Raw genomic sequence first — 21,927 nt, 5'->3', positions numbered from 1 at the left:
CCGACTAAAAGCTTAGGCTCTGTACGAAAAGTCGGCGAGCGAAGGTCAGGCGAGGCAAAAACAGGCGAGGAAGCGGAGTCTACGTGTTGTAAATGAGCATTCCGAGCCTGTTTTTAACGAAGCATCACCGAGCGCAGCCACTTTTCGTACAGAGCCTAAAACCCTTCGGGCGGTGCATGCCTTGCACCGCTCAAGGGTTCGACTCACTCATCCCCCTGCGCGCCCTCCTCCTCAAGCCCTTCAACAGGCGCTTGCGCTTGCTGCAGCTCGCGCCACAGCGCTGCGGCACCGTCGAAATCAGTGCCGTTTTCCGCAGTAAGTTCAGCAGGGTCATAGCGGCTCAGGCAGCCTTCGCCAAGCGTTGCCGGAGCGGTGGAAGTGGCTTTGTCGAGAGGATCGGTCATTGGCTGTCACCTTGCGCGTTGCACCATTGCCGACAGCTGAGTCGGGAGCGCGACAGACGCGCTCCGGAAAAGATAGATCAGCCGAAGACGACTGTCTTGTTGTCGTGAACCAGAACGCGGTCTTCCAGGTGAGCGCGCAGGCCGCGGGCCAACACCATTTTTTCCACGTCGCGGCCGAAACGCACCATATTTTCGATGCTGTCACGGTGGCTGACGCGCACGACGTCCTGCTCGATGATCGGACCGGCGTCGAGCTCTTCGGTCACATAGTGACAGGTCGCGCCGATCAGTTTGACGCCGCGCAATGAGGCCTGGTGATAAGGCTTGGCCCCGACGAACGATGGCAGGAAGCTGTGGTGGATATTGATGACCTGATGGGCATATTCACGGCACAACTGCGGCGGCAGAATTTGCATGTAACGCGCCAGAACCACGACGTCGGCTTGGTGATGACCGACCAGACGCGATACCTCGGCGAATGCAGGCTCCTTGTCTTTCGGGTCCACCGGAACATGGTAGTAAGGGATGTTGTGCCACTCGACCATGCTGCGCAGGTCCTGGTGGTTTGAGATCACACAGGCGATGTCGCAGTCGAGCTCGTCACTGTGCCAACGGTGCAGCAGGTCGGCCAGACAGTGCGATTCGCGACTTGCCATGAGCACGACGCGCTTCTTCTGCGCCGAGTCGGTAATGCGCCAGTCCATCGAAAACTCTTCGGCAATCGGCGTGAAGGCTTCACGGAAGCCGTCCAGGTCAAAAGGCAGGGTGTCGGCACGGATCTCGTGACGCATGAAAAACCAGCCGCTGAGATTGTCCGAATGATGACTCGCTTCGGTGATCCAGCCGTTATGGGACGCCAGAAAGTTACTGACTTTGGCAACGATGCCTACACGGTCCGGGCAAGCAATCACCAGACGAAAAGTGCGCATTGGGGGAAACTCCAGAACTTCGCAAAGCCGCTATTCTAGCGGCTGCGCAGCAAAACTGCAGTATCTCTGTTGCCTGAATTCAGATGGCGAAAAAGCACACCGCCAAGGCCAAAGATTGCACCTTGCCAGTATGCGTTTTCCGGATGCCCACCGCTAAACAAAACCTGTAATAAAGAGGGCTTTATAGCGGCGATCTTTTGAAGGACACGTGACGCGCCCCTAGTTCAGACGTCTGTAGGACGTGTGTATATTGCTAAATAATTCAAATAAAACTTTTATTTAATGTTTACTTGCTCATTTACAGTGACTATTATTGCCGCACTGTATCCCTGCAACCCTCACAACATAAGGTCTCCTCATGTCCCTGATCAACGAATACCGCGCTACAGAAGAAGCCATCAAAGAACTGCAAGCCCGTTTGAAGAACCTGTCGCAAGACGACAAACTGCAAACCGAGCTGGAATTCGAAGGCAAACTGCGCACGCTGATGGGCGAATACCAAAAGTCGCTGCGTGACATCATTGCCCTGCTGGATCCGGATGCCAAGGTAAACAAGGCCCCTCGTGGCGGCGCTGTTAAACCTGCCGGCACCAAACGCGCGCGCAAGGTCAAGCAATACAAGAACCCGCACAACGGTGAAGTCATCGAAACCAAAGGTGGCAACCACAAGACGCTGAAAGAGTGGAAAGCCAAGTGGGGCAGCGACGACGTTGAAAGCTGGGCCACTTTGCTGGGCTAAGCTTCACCAGATCGCGGTTCATCGCGATTGCAAAAACGCCAGCTTGCTGGCGTTTTTTATTGCCCGGTATTTTCTATACGCCCAGACGGTTACTCAGTTCGTGTGCGTAATCCTGCCATTGCCGCAACACCTTCAACTGCTCTGGCGCGGCACTAAGGGAGCATTCTACCCATGCGGCCGTAAAGTCATGCAGGGTGTTGGGAGCGCCCCATTCCGGGTTGCGCAAGCGCTGCTGACAGAAATCCCGCCAGCGTGTTTGCTCTTCGCCACTCAAGGTGTCAGGAAAGTTACGAGCGCGATACCGGAATAACAATTCAGGCAATCGGGCATCATCAAACGGCCAGGCGTCACGCGCCAGTTGTTCGGGCTCGGCCTGCCGAACTTGCTCACACAGTCGACGATCACGATCACCTATAAAACCGTCATATAACTGCTGTTCGGGATCTTCACTTGCGGCGAAATCGTCCTTGCCGTAAACCGCCGCCAGTTTATCGTGCCAAACTTCGCGGCGTTCACTCAATTGCGCTGCGCGCACCTGATAGCCAGCCATGTCCAGTTGCAGCCGCTGCTGATCTTCGCTGCGCAGCACCCCCAGCGGCGCGATCACCGGGCAACGGTTTATATGCAACAGTTTGAGCGGCACGGGCAATTCGCCGTCGCCCAGCGCGTCGTGCCGCGTATATAAACGCCGCTTGAGTGTTTCAGCGTCCTCGTGCAACAACGGTGAGTGATCCAGGTGCAGATCACACACGATCAGCGCGTTGCGATTATGCGGGTGCCACGCCAACGGCAGCACCACGCCCAGGTAATGGCGCGCCGCAGAAAAACGTCCCGAAATATGCACCAGAGGCTGCATCAGGCGTACCTGTTCCTGGACTTTCTGCTTGCTGCGCAAGGCGAACAGAAAGTCGTAAAGCTTCGGCTGCTTTTCACGAATCAAACGTGCCAGAGCAATAGTTGCACGCACATCGGATAACGCGTCGTGCGCCTGCCCGTGATCAATACCATTGGCAGCCGTCAGCCGCTCCAGTTTCAGCGTGACCCGGCCGTCCTGTTCCGGCCAGACAATGCCATCGGGGCGCAATGCGTAGGCGGCCCGCACGACATCGATCAGATCCCAGCGACTGTTGCCCCCCTGCCATTCGCGCGCGTAGGGGTCGAAGAAGTTGCGATAAAAACTGTAGCGCGTGACTTCATCATCAAAACGCAAGGTGTTGTAACCCGCGCCACAGGTACCCGGCGCAGACAGTTCGGCATGTACGCGCGTCATGAAATCGGCCTCGCACAGGCCTTTTTCTGCCAGCGTGGCCGGAGTGATTCCGGTAATCATGCAGGCGGCAGGATGAGGCAGGATGTCATCGCTGAGCTGGCAGTGCAGATTGACCGGAGGCGCTATTTCATTGAGGTCGGTATCCGTGCGAATTCCGGCCATCTGCAGCGCACGATCATTGCGCGGGTTGATACCGGTGGTTTCGTAGTCGTACCAGAAGATGCTGGAGGTCACGGGCTGATCCTGAACAAAAGACCCGCGAAGTGTAGGGCGTGACAGGTGTCATTGGCTAATCGGGTCGTATCCGGCGCACCGGGAAATGTTTTCTTACAGCCCGCGTATTGAATGGTCGGTTGCTTAGCTCCGCTGCGGTAGCTAGCATCAGTTTTCGTTTTCAGGCGCGTCCTTCCGACAATGTCATCCCGTCCCGCTTCGCCAAGGAATGCAGCGCTGCCCACGCCGTTGGACACGCGTATTGAAATCGAGACCCCAGAAGGCATCGATATGCTTCTGCGCCCTGCCGGGCTGGTTTCCCGCGCATTGGCGTTCGGCATAGACTTCGCCATTCGCGCAGCCCTCCTCGGCGTGTTCTTTGTGCTTCTGCAGCTGTTCGACAAGCTCGGCATGGGTCTGGCCGCCCTGGTGTTTTTTCTGGTGAACTGGTGGTACATGGTGCTGTTTGAAGTGCTCAACCAGGGACGCACACCCGGAAAGCGCCTGCTCGGGCTGCGAGTGGTGCACGACGACGGCACGCCCATAGACTGGGCTTCGTCGCTGATCCGCAACCTGCTGCGCTTCGTCGACATGCTCCCGCTGGGCTACGGGCTGGGGGCGATCACTTGTCTGAACCATCCGCTATTCAAACGGCTGGGTGATCTCGCCGCCGGAACGCTGGTGATTTACAGCGACCGGCCGGTGGCGCGCCCTACCCTGCCGCAGGCCGAACCGGTCATGGTGCCCTTTGCTCTGCGTCTGGATGAACAGCGGGCGGTGCTCGGCCTGGCGGAGCGGCAGGGTGAACTGTCCAGCGCGCGAACCCAGGAACTGGCGGCCATCCTCGCCGAACCCTTGCGTATCCCCGCCGACACGGCGGTCGCCCATGTAAACGGCATCGCCCGCAACCTGCTGGGGCCGACATGAAGCAGAGCCTGTTTGAAACCCGCCATCAGCAGGAGTGGCAACGCTTCGCGCAGCGCCTGACGGCCCTTGAACAGGGCAAGGGCGATGTCAGCGGCGGCGAGACCTTTCCCGGTGATTACCGACGCCTCTGCCACCATCTGGCGCTCGCGCAGGAGCGCGGCTACAGCAGCCACCTGGTCGACCCCTTGCATCATTTGGCCATGCGCGGTCATCAGCAACTTTACCGCCACCGCAGCACTGCCGGAGTGCGACTGCTGAGCTTCGTTCTGAGCGGCTTTCCGCGACGCGTGCGGGCCGAGTGGCGCTTTGTACTGGTTGCCAGCCTGCTGCTGTTCGGCAGCCTGATCGGCATGGCGCTGCTGGTGTATGGTTTTCCACAACTGATCTACAGCGTCGTCAGCCCCGAGCAACTGGCAGACATGCAGAGTATGTATGACCCGTCGGCCAGCCGGGTCGGTCAGCCCGTCGAACGGGGTTCCGATACGGACTGGATGATGTTCGGCTACTACATCATGAACAACATCGGCATCGCCTTCCAAACCTATGCAAGCGGCCTGCTGTTCGGGCTGGGCAGTCTGTTTTTCCTGCTCTTCAACGGGTTGATGACCGGCGCAATCGCCGGGCACCTGACAGACATCGGTTACGGGCAGACCTTCTGGCCCTTCGTCATCGGTCACGGCGCCTTCGAGCTGACGGCCATCGCCCTCGCCGGGGCGGCGGGCCTCAAGCTGGGCTGGGCCTTGCTGGCTCCGGGAAGGCTGACGCGCAGTGCCGCACTGCGCATCGCCGCGCGGGCCAGCATGGAGCTGGTCGGCGGGGTTATCCTGTTTCTGCTGATCGCAGCCTTCGTCGAGGCGTACTGGTCATCGATGACCTGGCCCGGACCGCTTCTCAAGTACCTGACAGGTACCGTCCTGTGGTTGCTGGTGGCCGCGTATCTGACTCTGGCGGGACGTACACCTCATGCGCCTGACTGAGTCGACTGTTGCCATACGCCCTCGCTCGCCCTGGGAAGCCATCGACCTGGGCGTACTGCTCGCCGGACGGCACCGCGGTGTTTTGATGAGCAGTTGGGCAATCGTCACCCTGCCCTTTTTCTGCGTCCTCAGTGCACTCTTATGGGATTACCCAACAGCTGCCATTCTGCTGTTCTGGTGGCTCAAACCTGCGTTCGAACGGTTGCCGCTGCTGATCCTTTCGCAGTCACTGTTCGGTGCCACGCCGACACTGCGACAGGCCCTCAAGGCATGGCCGGCAACCCTGAAGGAGCAACTGCTGCCCAGCCTCTTGTGGCGACGTCTTTCCCTGAGTCGCAGTTTCCAACTGCCGGTGCAGCAACTGGAGCATCTGGCAGGCACCGAGCGCGCCCTGCGCATCAGCCTGCTCAGCCAGAAAGACCTGCGTGCCGCACAGCTGCTCACCATCGTTGGCGCACACCTGGAATACGCACTGTGGATAGGCCTGCTGGTCCTGCTCTACGCCCTGATACCGCAGCAGATACAGATCGACTGGCACTGGATGAGTCTGCTCGACGTCGAAAACCAATGGCTGTGGATCGACCACCTGACCAACCTCTTCTATGCCCTGGCGTTGATACTTTGGGAGCCCGTATATGTCGCCTGCGGCTTCACGCTGTATTTGAATCGCCGCACAGTTCTTGAAGCCTGGGATATAGAACTGATCTTCCGACGCCTGCGCCAGCGTCTGATCGGTACGGCCTATGCCGTGTTGATGGGCGTCGGGCTGGTACTTTCGGCAGCGCCAGCACCGGTCTGGGCCGATCAGCCAAGCTACAGTTGCCCGCTGCCGGAGTCCGCCCCTGCGCAATCCGCTCCGTCCGTGGCGGCACCCGACACGCCACGCCTGACCCGCCAGTCGCTGACCAGCGAAGCGGCGCGCAGCCAGATCCAGAACGTTCTGCAACAGCCGCCCTTCCGCAATCCCAAGACTGAAACCGGCTGGCGCTTTCCTGAAAAACAGAAAGGCCAGTCTGCGGCTCGGGACACGCGTGATCAGAGCTGGCTGATGACCTGGCTCAACCGGCTTCTGCGCGCAGCGAGCGCCCTGGCCAGCCTGATTGAAGTACTGCTGTGGGGCGTGGTCATCGGGCTTGTGGGGCTGGTGATCTTTCGTTACCGGGACTGGTTCAGGACCTTCGTTGGCCGGAAGACCGACAAGGCCAAAACCACCCGCCCGGCACCCGAGCAGCTCTTTGGTCTGCAAGTGAATGCCGAAAGCCTGCCCGATGACATTGCCGGCCGGGCCGAGCAGCTCTGGAACAGCCAGCCTCGCGAAGCGCTGGGTCTGCTGTACCGCGCTTTGCTCAGCCGCTTGCTGAGCGACTATCGATTGCCCTTGAGAAATGCTGATACCGAAAGTCAGGTACTCGAACGTATCGCCGCGCTCAACCAGCCGCTGCTGAGTGAATTCAGCCGCGCGCTGACCGCACACTGGCAAAACCTCGCCTACGGGCATCGCCTGCCACCGGCGCATGCCCGACAGGAACTCTGCGATGGCTGGCGTCGCCTGTTCAACCAGGCACCGCAGCCATGAGCCGCCGTACCGGACTGCTGATCGGGCTGCTGGTCCTGTTGCTGCTGGCAGGTGGCGCGCTGTTTCTGAGCACTCAGCTCGAGCGCTACGAGAAAACGGTCGATCAGGGCCCCTCGCCACAGGCCAAGGCCAATCCCTGGCTGGCGGCCGAGCATTTTCTGCGTGGCCTCTCTGTCACAGTGACTACCGTCGATACACTGGCCCAGCTTCCCGACCCGAGTCAGAGCACCCAGACCCTGCTGCTACTCGATGACCGGGAAGACATGACGCCGACGCAAACTCAAAAACTGCTGGACTGGGCCGAAGCAGGCGGGCACCTGCTGTTCGTCGCCGAACAACTCTGGGACGAACAAAAAGGCCGCAGCGGTGACTTGCTGCTGGACAGTCTGCAGATTCACCAGTACCTCACCAAAGACATCAATGCCAAGGAACAGCAACTGACCGACGCTCAGCCGCCACTGCCCATCCCGCTGATGACGCCCGCCCCCAAACACAAGAAAATGCCCTGGCCAGAGCTGACCCGCCTGTACCTGGAAAACGAGAGCGCCCCGGCCTACATGAGTTTCGATCCGGCGTTTCACCTCGAAGACCCGGAAGATCACGCCCAGTCCTGGGCCAACAGCGCCGATGCCACACACCTGCTGCAAATAAGCCGGGGCAATGGGCTGATCACGGTTATCACAGACGCCAACCTGTGGAAAACCCGCTCGATCGGCCACTATGACAATGCCTGGCTGCTCTGGTATCTGACGCAGGACAGCCAGGTGACCCTGGTGCTGCAAACCGAACACGACAACCTGCTGAGCCTGTTGCTGCGCAACTATCCTCAGGCGCTGCTGACGCTGGCACTGCTGATCGGTCTGGGTCTGTGGCACATCGGTCTGCGCGAGGGCCCGTTGCGTAGGCCCGCGCCACTTGCACGCCGCCAACTGACCGAACACCTGCGCGCCAGTGCCGAGTTCCTGCGCAAACACACCGGGCAGCAGACGCTGATCAAACGCCTGCAACAGGACATCCTGCGTCGCGCCCGCCAACTGCATCCCGGTTTCGAGCGGCTGGTCATTGCCGAACAATGGCAAGTGCTTGCACGCCTGACCCGTCAGCCCACCAGCGCCATCAGCGACGCACTGCGCCCTCGCCCGCCGCAACGCCTGTCACACAGCGAATTCACCCGCCAGGTAGCCCACCTGCAAACTCTCAGGAATGCCCTATGAGCGATCAAACACCCGCCCCATCAGGCAGCAGCACCGAGTCACTTGCCGAGCCCGCAGCCGAATCCACCACCCAGTTGCAGCAGCGTCAACGCGCCAGCCAGCTGGCCCAGGCGTTGCGCAACGAGCTGCAAAAGGCCGTGATCGGACAAAATGCGGTTATCGACGACGTGTTGACCGCGCTGATCGGTAGCGGCCATGTGTTGCTGGAAGGTGTCCCGGGGCTTGGCAAGACGCTGCTGGTTCGGGCGCTGGCCAGTTGCATCGGCTGCGAATTCGCCCGCATCCAGTTTACGCCGGACCTGATGCCCAGCGATGTCACCGGTCATGCGGTGTACGACATGCAGACCGAGCAGTTCAAGCTGCGCAAGGGGCCGCTGTTCACCAACCTGCTGCTGGCCGACGAAATCAACAGGGCACCGGCCAAGACCCAGGCGGCTTTGCTCGAAGCGATGCAAGAGCGGCAAGTCACCCTTGAAGGGCGCGCCCTGCCGATCCCTCAGCCGTTCATGGTGCTGGCGACCCAGAACCCCATCGAACAGGAAGGCACGTATCCATTGCCGGAAGCCGAACTGGATCGTTTCATGCTCAAACTGCGCATGGATTATCCCGAAGCGCAGGAAGAGCTGAACATGGTGCGTCAGGTCACCCGCTCGTCCCGGGCTGACATGCTGGATGTGCGACCGCTCAGGGTCATCATGCAGGCCCGCGAGGTTCAGGCGCTGCAACGCATTGCCAGCGAGCTGCCCATTGATGAGCAAGTGCTGGACTACGCCGTGCGACTGGCACGCAGCACGCGCACCTGGCCAGGTCTGAGTCAGGGCGCAGGCCCTCGCGCTTCGATTGCGCTGGTGCGTGGCGGGCGGGCCCGAGCCGTGTTGCGTGGCGGCGAGTTCGTGACTCCGGACGATATCAAGGGCTGTGCACTGGCGGTGCTGCGACATCGGGTCAGGCTGTCACCTGAGCTGGATATCGAAGGGCTGTCGGTGGATCAGGTGCTCAGGCAGATCCTCGACCAGGTCTCGGCACCGCGCCTGTGAAACAGGTCCTCAAGCCGTCGATAACGCTGCTGCGCTGGCTCGGCGGACTAACGGGCGTGGCCTTGCTGCTCGGAACGCTTCATGCGCTGGGCATCGAGTATCCGGCAAAAATCGACGACCTTTACTGGGGAGCATTGCTGGCCCTCGTCGTCGTGAGCGTGCTTGATGCAATCTGGCTGCTCAGAAGCCCCTCGCCACGCGTGCAGCGCCAGCTGGCGGGCAGTCTGACGCTGGACCGCTGGAACGAAGCCCGACTCGATGTGCAGCACGACGGTGGCAGAACCGTTACCGTGCGGTTATTCGATCATGTGCCGCACGGGCTGGAACACCAAAACCTGCCTCAGTCCCTCACCCTGGCCGCACGCGGCAAAGGCAGCATCGGCTATCGTCTGCGCCCGTCAAGCCGGGGTCACTTTACGTTTGAGCAGTGCGAAATCAGCCTGCCGGGGGCGTTGCGCCTGTGGACGACACGACGCTACCTGACAGTGCCCGGCACCACGCGGGTCTATCCGGATTTCGCCCGCCTCTGCAGCGGTCAATTGATGGCGGTGGATAACTGGCTGAGCCAACTGGGCGTGCGCCAGTTGCAACGCCGCGGGCTGGGCATGGAATTCAACCAGTTGCGTGAGTTTCGCGAGGGCGACAGCCTGCGCCAGATTGATTGGAAAGCCACCGCCCGCCAGCGAGCGCCCATCGCACGGGAATACCAGGACGAGCGGGATCAGCAGATCGTTTTCATGCTCGATTGTGGACGTCGGATGCGCAGTCAGGACGGCGACCTGTCTCACTTCGATCACGCCCTCAACGCTTGCCTGCTACTGAGTTATGTCGCGCTGCGTCAGGGTGATTCTGTCGGTATTGCGACTTTTGCCGGCGAGCAGGATCGTTATCTGGCGCCGGTGAAGGGGCCTGGGCAGCTGAATCGGGTGCTCAACTCGGTTTATGACCTGCAGACCACCCGGCGCCCCGCTGACTACAGCGCCGCCGTGCGCCAGTTGATGGTTCGTCATAAAAGACGCTCACTGGTGGTGTTGATGACCAACTTGCGCGATGAAGACGATGAAGAACTGCTGGCCGCTGCCAGGCAGCTCGGCAAACAGCATCGGGTACTGATCGCCAGTCTGCGCGAAGAAGTCCTCGACGGCCTGCGCCACTCACCGGTACACACCTACGATGAAGCGCTGAGTTACTGCGGGACGATCGACTTTCTCAACGCCCGCGCTTCGCTGCACGATCGTCTGAGTGCGCAAGGCATCGTGATCATGGATGCGCGGCCAGGAGAACTGGGGCCACAGTTGGTCAACCGTTACATGAGCTGGAAAAAGGCAGGGACTTTATGAACGACGCCCTGCCTGTCAGGCAGCAACCTCAGGCAGAGGCTTCGTAGGAAGGGTAAAAACAGAAGTACCGTCGCAACAACTGCACGAACTCCAGATACTCCGTCGAGACCTGACACAATTCAAAACCGGAGTCATAGCTGCCGGGTGTCTCGTCTTCGTGACACCAGAGGCACTTGGCGCTCACATCGATGGGCTGTCCGACATTGCCATTCGGCAGTTTCAGGCACAGATCGAATCTCGCGCCCACAAGCACCGGCAGGCTGCTGATAAGCATCAGCCCATCACCGGACACATTCCCCAGACACCCCACCAGCTTGCCGGTATGACAATTGAAAACCTGCAGATAATCCTGCAGTTGATGACGTTCGATTTTCCGCTCTTTATACATGGCAGGCTGCCTTCCGAGACCGATGCTGCGACCACGCGGCACCGTGCGTTCGTTGCGGACTTCTAATGCGCTGCACGACGGAGGCTATCCAGGAAACAGTCTTGGCCCGGAGCCCTGCAGCTCGTCCGCTTTGTGACCTCAGCCTAGCTCACAATTATTCGAAATCCACCCGAACACAGCATCTTCCATTCAAACGAGGGTAATTATTTCGATACAGGAGCGTTTCGAACCGGTACAGGCATGGGTCTGGCAGGTTGAGCCCTGGGGTAAAGACCTGTTTGTGCCAGCGTGTCGAGTCTGGCGCGTGCACGGAAGGCGTATTCACTTTCTGGATACTGCGCCATCAGGAATTGATAGGTCTGTGCCGCATCGACATACAATTTCTGCCGTTCCAGGCACTGGCCGCGCAACATCGACACTTCCGGCTGGACATAACGGCGCGAGCGGCTCTGGCGTTCGACCTTGGAGAGATCGAGCATCACCCGATCACAGTCACCCTCCTGATAGGCACGGTAGGCGTGATCAAGGTTGGAATTCATCGCCCAGCGGGTGCAACCGCTGAGCGCAGTCAGTAATACAACAATCGTTACAATACGCATGGGACTCTCCTGTTCTCTGCCCTGTATCGGCGTCACAGTCTGTTTCTTCAGGCCAATAGAGCGCCGGTTGTCAGCCGATTGCCCTCCCTGACCCTGACACGGTAGTGCAAAGGAACAATGACTAAAGACCCAGACAGGAGTAGCCTCTCGCTGCGCTTCAATTAAGGAGTTTGTGCATGACCGTTCGCCGCACCAAAATCGTCGCCACACTTGGCCCTGCAAGCAATTCGCCGGAAGTCATCGAACAACTGATCCTTTCGGGTCTGGACGTTGCTCGTCTGAACTTCTCCCACGGTACTCCGGACGAGCACAAGGCTCGCGCCAGGCTGATCCGCGAAATCGCCGCCAGACACGGGCGCTTCGTCGCTCTGCTGGGCGACCTGCAGGGTCCGAAGATCCGTATCGCAAAGTTCACCGACAAGCGAATAGAGCTGAAGGTCGGTGACAAGTTCACCTTCTCCACCGCTCATCCGCTGACCAGTGGCAACCAGCAGATCGTGGGTATCGATTACCCGGATCTGGTCAAGGATTGCGGCGTAGGCGACGAGTTGCTGCTCGACGATGGTCGCGTGGTCATGCGCGTCGACACCCAGACCGCTAACGAACTGCACTGCACCGTGCTGATCGGTGGTCCGCTGTCCGACCACAAGGGCATCAACCGTCGTGGTGGTGGCCTGACGGCGCCGGCACTGACCGAAAAAGACAAGCAGGACATCAAGCTCGCTGCCGAGATGGACCTGGACTACCTGGCCGTTTCCTTCCCGCGCGACGCCGCCGACATGGAATACGCTCGCCAGCTGCGCGACGAATCCGGTGGTACGGCCTGGCTGGTGGCCAAGATCGAACGCGCCGAAGCCGTTGCCAACGACGAAGTGCTGGATGAACTGATCCGCGCCAGTGACGCGGTCATGGTCGCTCGTGGTGACCTGGGCGTCGAAATCGGTGATGCTGAACTGGTCGGCGTACAGAAACGCATCATCCTGCACGCTCGTCGCCACAACAAGGCGGTGATCGTCGCCACGCAGATGATGGAGTCGATGATCTCCAGCCCCATGCCGACGCGTGCCGAAGTGTCCGACGTGGCCAACGCCGTGCTCGACTACACCGACGCCGTGATGCTGTCGGCTGAAAGTGCTGCAGGCTCCTACCCGATCGAAGCAGTTCAGGCCATGGCCCGCATCTGCATCGGTGCTGAAAAGCACCCGACCGGCAAGACTTCCAGCCACCGTATTGGCCACTCCTTCACCCGTTGCGATGAAAGCATCGCGCTGGCGGCCATGTACACCGCCAACCACTTCCCGGGTGTGAAGGCGATCATCGCACTGACCGAAAGCGGCTATACCCCGCTGATCATGTCGCGCATCCGCTCTTCGGTGCCGATCTACGCGTTCTCTCCGCACCGTGGTACTCAGGCGCGTGCAGCGATGTTCCGTGGTGTCTACACCGTGCCATTCGACCCGGCAGCCCTGCCGCCAGGTCAGGTCAGCCAGGCCGCAGTCGACGAACTGCTCAAGCGTGGTCTGGTCGAGCAAGGTGACTGGGTCATCCTCACCAAGGGCGACAGCTACCACACCATTGGCGGCACCAACGGCATGAAGATTCTGCACGTCGGCGACCCATTGGTCTGATCGCAGCACACGGCAAGCCAAGGCCCCGTCTCGCAAGAGTCGGGGCCTTTTGCGTTGGGTCAGTCCTGCGAATCATGTGATTATCGTGCCGAAGAACAGGAGCTGTAACTGACGTCACTCTTACTCCCGCGCCACAAACACATCCGCCAGCAACTGATTACGCGGCAGCCCCGCCAGATAAAGGCGCTTGGCAAACATCTCCACGCTGTCGGCACTGCCGCACACCAGTGCCATCGCGTGCCGCGACAACAGGCGCAGTTCAGCCAGGGTTGCCTGTAGCGTCTGCGGGGTAACCAGCTCAACATGCAGCTGGGGATGACGTTCAGCCAGGGCGTGCAGTTCATCGGCCAGGTAGTGCTCCTGGCTGTCGCGGGCCAGATGAATCACACGTATGGCGCCCTGATGGTCCTGGCGCAGCGCCTCGCGCAGTACACCCCACAAGGGCCCGAGCCCGGTGCCGGCGGCCAGCAGCAACAAGGGTTTTTCCTGCCAGTCCGGGTCGTAACGCAGCGCCCCGCCACGCAACTCGCCGAGCCTCAGGGCGTCGCCGACCTGCAACTGGCGGGCAACGTCACGGAAGGCCCCGGGCTGCAGGCAGTCGATGTGAAACTCCAGAAACGCATCCTCACCGGGAAGGCTCGCCAGCGAGTAAGGCCGCGCAACACCGCTGTCAGTCCACAATACCTGGTGCTGCCCGGCGCTGTAGCGCAGCGGTCGCGCTGGCTCCAGACGCAAACGCAGCACCGATGCAGAGAGCCAGTCGCAGCCTGCCACTGTGGCAGGCAGGCCATCACGTTGCGGGTCAAACACCTCGACAGCCAGATCCCCCGTCACTCGGCACTGACAGGCAAGCCGCCAACCCTGCTGGCGCTTTTCGGCAGGCAGCGCGTCGGGCAAAGCGTCTTCAGGCTCGCCCTTTACGACGCGCACCAGACACGCATGGCAACTGCCGGCACGACAGCTATAAGGGACCGGAATACCGGCATGGTTCAGGGCGTCGAGCAGATTGCTGGCCGATGCCACCGACCAGCTAAGCTCACCCACATGCAATTGAGGCATCAAAACGGCCTGTGCAGAAAATAACGGCGATTGTACAGACTGGCCCGTCGGGCGGGTTATACTGCCGCGCCTTTTTGCGCCCGCTATCGCCACCCTGACAGCTCTGGTTCAAGCCGCAGTTCCAGACTGCCGCCGATAGCGTAATTGAATGTTCCCGTCCTTACAGAGGAGCGCGCCGCATGACCGTGATCAAGCAAGACGACCTGATTCAGAGCGTTGCAGACGCACTGCAGTTCATTTCCTATTACCACCCCGTAGACTTCATCCAGGCCATGCACGAGGCGTATCTGCGTGAAGAGTCGCCTGCCGCTCGTGACTCCATCGCCCAGATCCTGATCAACTCGCGCATGTGCGCGACCGGTCATCGCCCGATCTGCCAGGACACCGGCATCGTCACGGTTTTCGTGCGCGTGGGGATGGATGTTCGCTGGGACGGCGCCACCATGGGCCTGGACGACATGATCAACGAAGGCGTGCGCCGCGCGTACAACCTGCCTGAAAACGTGCTGCGTGCCTCGATCCTTGCCGATCCGGCAGGCGCTCGCAAAAACACCAAGGACAACACCCCTGCCGTCATTCACTACTCCATCGTCCCGGGTAACACCGTGGAAGTGGACGTCGCGGCAAAAGGCGGCGGTTCGGAAAACAAATCGAAGATGGCGATGCTCAACCCGTCCGACTCGATCGTCGACTGGGTTCTGAAAACCGTTCCGACCATGGGCGCAGGCTGGTGCCCGCCGGGCATGCTCGGCATCGGTATCGGCGGCACCGCAGAAAAAGCCGCGGTCATGGCCAAGGAAGTGTTGATGGAGTCCATCGACATTCATGAACTTAAAGCCCGCGGCCCGCAGAATCGTATCGAAGAGATGCGCCTGGAGCTGTTCGAGAAGGTCAACCAGCTGGGCATTGGCGCTCAGGGCCTGGGCGGTCTGACCACCGTACTCGACGTGAAGATCATGGATTACCCGACCCACGCCGCGTCGCTGCCGGTGTGCATGATCCCCAACTGCGCCGCCACCCGCCACGCGCATTTCGTGCTCGACGGCAGCGGCCCTGCTTCGCTGGAGGCGCCATCGCTGGACGCCTATCCGGAAATCGTCTGGGAAGCCGGCCCATCGGCCCGCCGCGTCAACCTCGATACGCTGACCCCGGAAGAAGTACAAAGCTGGAAACCGGGCGAAACCGTTTTGCTCAATGGCAAGATGCTCACCGGCCGCGACGCGGCGCACAAGCGCATGGTCGAAATGCTCAACAGGGGCGAAACCCTGCCGGTAGACCTCAAGGGTCGCTTCATCTACTACGTCGGCCCGGTTGATCCGGTACGCGAAGAAGTCGTCGGCCCGGCCGGTCCGACCACGGCCACCCGGATGGACAAGTTCACCCGGCAGATCCTCGACCAGACCGGGTTGCTGGGCATGATCGGCAAATCCGAACGCGGCCCGACCGCCATCGAAGCGATCCGTGACCACAAGGCCGTGTACCTGATGGCCGTTGGTGGTGCTGCCTATCTGGTGGCTCAGGCGATCAAGAAATCCCGCGTCGTGGCGTTCGCCGAACTGGGCATGGAAGCGATCTACGAGTTCGAGGTCAAGGACATGCCGGTGACCGTTGCCGTCGACAGCACCGGTGAATCCGTTCACATCACCGGCCCGCAGATCTGGCAGAAGAAGATCAGCGACAGTCTGGCGGTGGAAGTGCAGTAAACACCGGATAAAACCCGTCTCATCGAGGCGGGTTTTATCGTTTATGGTCAGCGCCAGGTTTGCGCCGCGCCGCTCCGTATATAGGCGTTCAACGGCATTTTCCTCATCATTTGTTCGTCAGCTGTAAAAGGGGCGTCGTCAAAAACGTAAGCTCTAAAATGATCCAGTAAGTCTCCGTACTCTTGATCAGATCGGCCTATTACGTCTGTAAACAGACCAGGGCCTACGATGTTTGACAATACTCGCACCCTTGCGTCTGCATCATCGTTCCAAATTAAATTAAAGCCGATCCCCGACAGCCCCATGGGATCTGGATAGAGCCCGCTGTTTAAAGCACTGTTATACCGTTTGACACCTTCGTCCATCATATCGTGTAATACGCCAGCACCGGCATGAGCGGCAAACGAGCTATTATTAACCATGAAACTGTCAACCGAATATTCAGATTCCCAAGGCACATGAACCGGGTTCAGTGTTAGAACTTCGTTCTGCTCAGCAAGCAGTGATTGATCTCCCAACGGCGTCATATCCTCGGTATCTGCGCCGGCATAAACATCATCAACGTCTGAATAAATTCCGCCCAACTCATGAACGGTATGCATACGTAAAACGTCTACCGCGAATGCGTAATTCTGATTGTTTTTTCGGAAATCTTCATAAGCTACGTAAAGCGGCTGCTCCTTGAACCGCTGGAAAAAATCGGACCCAGCGAGCGGGACGACTTCCGATCTCAAATCTTTTTCGATTTCAGAGTAAATATCCGGCCTGCTCGTTTCCAGATGCAACATTACTTTATAGCCCGAGGCCATTTTAACGGTTCTGTTGATATTGTCGACCTGAGCCTTCAAGGCATCCCGGTTTTCACCTATCCAGATCTGATGAATAGTTTTTGGAACAGGTTCAGGTTGCTGGCCCTTCGCATCAACGTAAACAAGCGGATTATTTCTGACCATCCTGTACAGATTCAACCCATCCACATCCCCCGCCGGGTCCGGATTGATCCACCTTTGCAACCAAGGCGCGTAATACCTGAGCCCGTAATAATAAAGCCCGCTGGCATCGCGCTCTTTACCCGAATAACGCACTGTTTTGTACTTGGCCTCCACTGCACTACGCGCCGCCCACCAGGCCGTGCCGCCAAAGGGGTAATAACTTTCCTGGCTGATCAGACCGCCTTGCTGATCAAGCTCCAGCGTGCTTGAGCCCAGATGATCACCCAGGCTGTAACGCACCTGATCGTTCGCAATGGAATCTGGTTTTCCAGCTTCCCAATGCAACACCCGCACACTGTTGCGTCCCGCCTGAGCCGTAACGACGTGGAGAGTTTCTCCATCGGCCGTGGTGCGAATTTCCAACCCCGGCAGGTAGCGAACTTCGTTGATCAGTGTGCGACCTGATGCCTGCGCAGTACTGATCTTGCGACAACGTTGACCCTGGCCGTCATAGACATAGCGCTCGTCATCATTCGGTCCGTCTTCACGTTGCACAGTGGTGATGTGCTGCAACTGATTACGCACATCCCAGCTCATGGTCTGCCCACGCACGAGTTGCAACAGGTTGCCGTTGGCGTCGAAACTTGTGGCGAAATCCACTTCTCCTTCATCGTCGGGCAGGCTGCGATTGCTGTCGGCATCAACGTGCATGTTGCGGGTGAAGTTGTGCGCGCCTTCGTGGCGCATTTGCAGCAGATTGCCCGCTGCGTCGTAGCTGTAATTCTGTTTGTAGTTGCTGACCTGGCAAGGATCGAGCGTCGGAACAGGTTGCAGACCGGGCAGCGCCGGGCCATGGCTGGCACCGTTTCTGACTTCACGGCCGCTGGCTTCGATCAGCTGATACAGCGTGTCGTACCCGAAGCGACTGATCGGTTCGATAAGCCGGTTGTCGCAATAGCGGTCTGGTTGGGACGCATCGTTGACCACCAGTACATTACCGACCGGGTCATAGCTGTAAATCAGCTTTTGTAATAGCGCGCCATCTGCCGCCATCGCGTTGAGTGCAGCGAGCCGACTGTCCTGCGGATCATATTGGAAATGACTGACAACACCATTGCCCGACGTTTCCTGCTCGACCTGGTCAAGCGCGTTGTAATGAATTTCACTGACCAGCGTCTGCGACTGTGCGGCACCGGCCAATGTCAGTTCAGCAGCTTTCAACTGCCCAGCAACGGTCATGCCAAAGGCCTGCGTGTTGCCCATGGCATCGGTCTGCACGAGCACTTCGCCCAGCGCATTGAAACCCCAGCGGGTTTGCAGCCCGACTGGCTCAAGCAATGCATCGCGCTCTGCTTCGCCCAGCGGCCAGTCCGGACTTTCAGGCGCTTGCAAAAAATGCCGTTCCTCACCCAGCGCAGCGCCAAGCAGGCCGTAATCATGCAGCAAACGCGAGCCTGCCGTATCGTCATGGCGAATCAGTTGATTGCACTGGTTATGCTCAGCGGCGTCGGCACCACCATAGGCTAGGCGTTCGACGACAAGCCCCTGCTCTGTCACAGAGACCGGGCGCAGCGAACTGTCGTATTCCATCAAGCGCTGAGTGCCTCGCCCGTCCCGGCTTTCAAGCAACTGCCCGGCCTCGCCCATCAGGTTCAGTCGCCAACCCGAGTCGACGCTTTCGCTCAGCAAGGCCGCTCCGGACAGGCTGAACCTGACCAGCCGATTTGCCGGGGTCTGCGCTTCGGTTTCCGAGCGACTGAACAGACGCGGATCACGACCGACAACCGGACGCCCTGCCCAGTCATAGCGCTGATGGGTCACCCGCGCGGCAAGAGGCTGCCCGGCCACAGTTCGACAGAACTGCACGCTACGCACGGCCAGCGCACGCGGGTCAATGACCGCCAGTATTGGCGTATTGCTGTGCACAATCGAACTCATGACCTTCATCCATGAAAGTTTGATATGACCTTATTCCCGGCGATGGGCGTGCAGCTATAAAAACTGTCAGCCTTGCCCACTGCCGGCATTATACCAATGCACCCCAGCTTCTCAGACGGCCTTTCACAGCCGACTCCGCAAGCATGAAACTTAACATTGCCAAGCTGTCTGCATTGTTCATCAATAGATTGGTTCGTACTCCGGGATCGCTCAAACGCTCGACTTTCAGGTCCTGCATGCTCTTGACCTTGAAAAGTTCCATGGCTCTCTCGGCACCTAGCACATTCTTTTGCATCATGCGCTTGACGCTTCGAAACATGTGCGGATTTTTTTGACCATAAGAATATTCCATCGCCGACTGAAGCCCGCCCTCAAGGTGCGTCAGGTAGCGGTCCTCACTTATAGCGGCGTCTTCTTCATCCCGTAAGCCGGGAGCCAGGTACCCGAAATCAAGAATTTCGTTGTCGCGGACGATGTGGGACACTTCATGCCCCAGTGTGATTGATGTGCCCGCCACATGATGCTTTAAAAAGTCTTCTACTATGAATATGCGCTTATGCTGATCTTCAAGGTCAATAAATGCATCCGTCCCTGGATAGCTTTTCATCACAGCAATCTGATTGTACTGCTCCCCTCCTTCATCATATTCTTTCAGCATGGCCGCCGTCGCAGTGTATGTTTCAACCACCTCGCCAAGCCTCTCCTTGACGCTGTCCCCCAACACATAACTCACCAGCATTTCAGGCATGTCCGCCAACCCCGGAGCGGCGAGAATTGTTGAGCTTTCATCAAAGGCAAGGTGAGCGAGCTTGAAAGCCTTGTCCATATAACTACTTTCAGTGTCTGGAAGCCTTGATATTTCGCTTCTACCACGTGCAAGAATGTCGGTATCACGTAACACGTCACGCTCGACACTGTCTCGCCGTCCACGATAGTCGCCGGCGAGCCCAGAGGGGTCCACGCAAGCTGCCGGATTATTCCGAACCATTGCATAAAAATTCAACCCATCCACAGCCCCTGCCGGGTCCGGATTGATCCACCGCTGCAACCACGGCGCGTAATACCTGAACCCGTAATAATAAAGCCCGCTGGCGTCACGCTCTTTACCCGAATAACGCACGGTCTTGTACTTGGCCTCCACTGCACTGCGCGCCGCCCACCAGGCCGTGCCGCCGAACGGATAATAACTTTCCTGGCTGATCAGGCCACCTTGTTGATCCAGTTCCAGCGTGCTCGAGCCCAGATGATCACCCAAGCTGTAACGCACCTGATCGTTCGCAATAGAGCCCGGTTTTCCAGCTTCCCAATGCAACACCCGCACGCTGTTGCGACCCGCCTGAGCGGTAACAACGTGGAGAATTTCGCCATCGGCCGTGGTGCGGATTTCCAGCCCCGGCAGGTAGCGCACTTCGTTGACGAGGGTACGCCCTGAGGCCTGCGAACGCGTGATCTTGCGGCAGCGCTGACCCTGGCCGTCATAGACATAGCGTTCGTCATCGTTCGACCCGTCTTCACGTTGCACAGTGGTGATGTGCTGCAACTGATTACGCGCATCCCAGCCCATAACCTGCCCGCGAACCAGTTGCAGCAGATTGCCATTGGCATCAAAACTCGTAGCGAAATCCACATCCCCGTCATCGTCGGGCAAGCTGCGATTGCTGTCGGGATCAACGTGCATGTTGCGGGTGAAGTTGTGTGCGCCTTCGTGGCGCATTTGCAGCAGGTTACCCGCAGCGTCGTAGCTATAATTCTGTTTGTAGTTGCTGACCTGGCAAGGATCGAGCGTCGGCAGAGATTGCAGCCCGGGCAACGCGGGACCATGGCTGGCCCCATTTCTGACCTCCCGACCCGTGGCTTCGATCAACTGATACAACGTGTCGTAACGGTAACGGCTGATCGGTTCGATAAGCTGGTTGTCGCAATATCGGTCTGGTTGGGACGCGTCATTGACGAGCAGGATATTGCCCACCGGGTCATGGCTGTACTTCAGTTTTTGCAGCACTGAGCCGTCAGCAGATAGCGCACTGAGCTCAATCAGACGACCGTCCTGTTGATCATATAAATAGCGACTGACCACGCCATTTCCTGCCGTCTCCTGCTCGACCTGATTGAACGCGTCGTAGTGAATGGCACTGACCAGCGTTTGCGGCTGTGCCGTATTGGCCAGGGTCAGTTCAACAGCGTGCAGTTGCCCAGCCACACCATGACTGAAACGATGGAAATTGCCGTTGGCGTCGGTTTGCGCCAAGTCCTCGCCCTGCGCGTTGAAAGCCCAGCGCGTCTGCAGGCCGACGGGCTCGAGCAGTGCATCACGATCAGGCTCGGCAAGTGGCCAGTCCGGGCTGTCAGGCGACTGCAGAAAGTACCTTTTTTCGCTCAACGCCCTACCCGACAGTCCATAGTCCAGCAGCAAGCGCGAGCCTGCCGTATCGTCATGGCGAATCAGTTGATTGCACTGGTTATGCTCAGCAGTGGCAGGCCCGCCATAAGTGAAGCGCTCGGTCATTCGGCCTGATTCGTTGATCGCCAAAGGGCGCAACAGCTCGTCGTATTCGATCTGGCGCGGGTTGTCACGTCCGTCACAGCTGTCGACTAACTGCCCCGCTTCGCCGTTCAGGCTCACCCGCCAACCTGAGTCGACACTGTTCGATAGCAGCGAAGCCCCGGACAAGCTGACAATTTGCATCAGGTTCACAGGCGCGCAGACACCATCGTTCGAACGACTGGAAAAACGTGGATCGCGACTGGCGATCAGTCGCCCGGCCTCGTCGAAATAGTGCTGCGTCACCCTGGCTTCGACAGGCTGACCATCAGCGCCACGGTAGAACTGCACACTGCGTACTGGCAGACCCCGTGAATCGCTGATCGCCAATTGCGGCGTGTTGGTGTGCATGATCGAGCTCATCCTTGAAACCTCTACCCGCCGTTAGTGACGCCCTTCAACCATAACAGCAGACAGACGGACGCACGCTGTTTGGTCAAGAACCAATAGGCATAACCTTTGGGTGGTCAATCGCCAATGAATATACCTTCAGCGTCGGGCGCTAATGCTTT

The 21,927-nt window shown here is 59.0% G+C and carries 17 protein-coding genes; 9 read left to right on the top strand and 8 right to left on the bottom strand.

The features are described from left to right. Positions 1-203: 203 nt before the first annotated feature. Positions 204-404, bottom strand: coding sequence for a hypothetical protein (locus P406_RS18750; protein ID WP_046236991.1), 201 nt, complete (start codon positions 402-404; stop codon positions 204-206). Between the two features lie 77 nt (positions 405-481). Then, positions 482-1,333, bottom strand: coding sequence for a formyltetrahydrofolate deformylase (purU, locus tag P406_RS18745; RefSeq protein WP_003413243.1), 852 nt, complete (start codon positions 1,331-1,333; stop codon positions 482-484). A gap of 358 nt (positions 1,334-1,691) precedes the next feature. On the opposite strand from purU, the gene mvaT reads away from it, so the two are divergent. Further along, positions 1,692-2,072: a histone-like nucleoid-structuring protein MvaT gene (gene mvaT, locus P406_RS18740; protein ID WP_002554971.1), complete on the top strand. Its 381-nt coding sequence runs from the start codon at positions 1,692-1,694 to the stop codon at positions 2,070-2,072. Positions 2,073-2,145: 73 nt separating this feature from the next. On the opposite strand, the gene sbcB is transcribed toward mvaT, so the two are convergent. Continuing rightward, on the bottom strand, positions 2,146-3,576 hold the full coding sequence (gene sbcB, locus P406_RS18735; protein ID WP_046236990.1) for an exodeoxyribonuclease I: 1,431 nt from the start codon (positions 3,574-3,576) through the stop codon (positions 2,146-2,148). Positions 3,577-3,756: 180 nt separating this feature from the next. On the opposite strand from sbcB, the gene P406_RS18730 reads away from it, so the two are divergent. The 6 genes from P406_RS18730 to P406_RS18705 are packed head-to-tail and all read left to right on the top strand — an operon-like array spanning position 3,757 to position 10,626. Continuing rightward, positions 3,757-4,482: an RDD family protein gene (locus P406_RS18730; protein WP_046236989.1), complete on the top strand. Its 726-nt coding sequence runs from the start codon at positions 3,757-3,759 to the stop codon at positions 4,480-4,482. Next, positions 4,479-5,459: a stage II sporulation protein M gene (locus P406_RS18725; RefSeq protein ID WP_046236988.1), complete on the top strand. Its 981-nt coding sequence runs from the start codon at positions 4,479-4,481 to the stop codon at positions 5,457-5,459. Before P406_RS18730 ends, P406_RS18725 begins: the two co-directional genes overlap by 4 nt. Then, positions 5,446-7,035: a DUF4129 domain-containing protein gene (locus tag P406_RS18720; RefSeq protein WP_046236987.1), complete on the top strand. Its 1,590-nt coding sequence runs from the start codon at positions 5,446-5,448 to the stop codon at positions 7,033-7,035. Before P406_RS18725 ends, P406_RS18720 begins: the two co-directional genes overlap by 14 nt. After that, positions 7,032-8,249: a DUF4350 domain-containing protein gene (locus P406_RS18715; protein WP_046236986.1), complete on the top strand. Its 1,218-nt coding sequence runs from the start codon at positions 7,032-7,034 to the stop codon at positions 8,247-8,249. The genes P406_RS18720 and P406_RS18715 overlap by 4 nt, the downstream gene beginning before the upstream one ends. Continuing rightward, on the top strand, positions 8,246-9,286 hold the full coding sequence (locus P406_RS18710) for an AAA family ATPase (RefSeq protein WP_046236985.1): 1,041 nt from the start codon (positions 8,246-8,248) through the stop codon (positions 9,284-9,286). Before P406_RS18715 ends, P406_RS18710 begins: the two co-directional genes overlap by 4 nt. Then, positions 9,283-10,626, top strand: coding sequence for a DUF58 domain-containing protein (locus P406_RS18705; protein ID WP_046236984.1), 1,344 nt, complete (start codon positions 9,283-9,285; stop codon positions 10,624-10,626). The genes P406_RS18710 and P406_RS18705 overlap by 4 nt, the downstream gene beginning before the upstream one ends. 28 nt (positions 10,627-10,654) lie before the next feature. Here P406_RS18705 and P406_RS18700 read toward each other — a convergent pair whose 3' ends face one another. After that, positions 10,655-11,014 carry a PilZ domain-containing protein gene (locus tag P406_RS18700; RefSeq protein WP_003418677.1) on the bottom strand — a complete coding sequence of 120 codons (360 nt, stop codon included), beginning with the start codon at positions 11,012-11,014 and terminating at the stop codon, positions 10,655-10,657. A gap of 203 nt (positions 11,015-11,217) precedes the next feature. Beyond that, on the bottom strand, positions 11,218-11,613 hold the full coding sequence (locus P406_RS18695) for a tetratricopeptide repeat protein (protein WP_044312107.1): 396 nt from the start codon (positions 11,611-11,613) through the stop codon (positions 11,218-11,220). Positions 11,614-11,789: 176 nt separating this feature from the next. On the opposite strand from P406_RS18695, the gene pyk reads away from it, so the two are divergent. Beyond that, positions 11,790-13,241 (top strand): pyruvate kinase, encoded by a 1,452-nt coding sequence (gene pyk, locus P406_RS18690; protein WP_003345368.1) that lies wholly within the window; start codon positions 11,790-11,792, stop codon positions 13,239-13,241. A gap of 120 nt (positions 13,242-13,361) precedes the next feature. Here pyk and P406_RS18685 read toward each other — a convergent pair whose 3' ends face one another. Next, positions 13,362-14,300, bottom strand: a complete 939-nt coding sequence (locus P406_RS18685) for an iron-sulfur-binding ferredoxin reductase (protein WP_046236983.1) — start codon at positions 14,298-14,300, stop codon at positions 13,362-13,364. 179 nt (positions 14,301-14,479) lie between these two features. On the opposite strand from P406_RS18685, the gene P406_RS18680 reads away from it, so the two are divergent. Further along, a complete protein-coding gene (locus P406_RS18680) occupies positions 14,480-16,003 on the top strand; it encodes a fumarate hydratase (RefSeq protein ID WP_003418683.1) in 1,524 nt (507 codons plus the stop codon). 47 nt (positions 16,004-16,050) lie between these two features. Here the strand turns inward: P406_RS18680 and P406_RS18675 are convergent, their stop codons facing one another. Then, positions 16,051-18,873, bottom strand: a complete 2,823-nt coding sequence (locus P406_RS18675; protein WP_046236982.1) for an RHS repeat-associated core domain-containing protein — start codon at positions 18,871-18,873, stop codon at positions 16,051-16,053. 88 nt (positions 18,874-18,961) lie between these two features. Continuing rightward, on the bottom strand, positions 18,962-21,778 hold the full coding sequence (locus tag P406_RS18670) for an RHS repeat domain-containing protein (RefSeq protein ID WP_046236981.1): 2,817 nt from the start codon (positions 21,776-21,778) through the stop codon (positions 18,962-18,964). Positions 21,779-21,927 lie beyond the last annotated feature (149 nt).

Source organism: Pseudomonas syringae pv. coryli str. NCPPB 4273 (assembly GCF_000972175.1).
In the GTDB taxonomy this organism is placed as follows: Bacteria; Pseudomonadota; Gammaproteobacteria; order Pseudomonadales; family Pseudomonadaceae; genus Aquipseudomonas; species Aquipseudomonas syringae.
The sequence above is the reverse complement of the archived record's forward strand: the minus strand, read 5'-3'. Positions and strand labels throughout refer to the sequence as shown.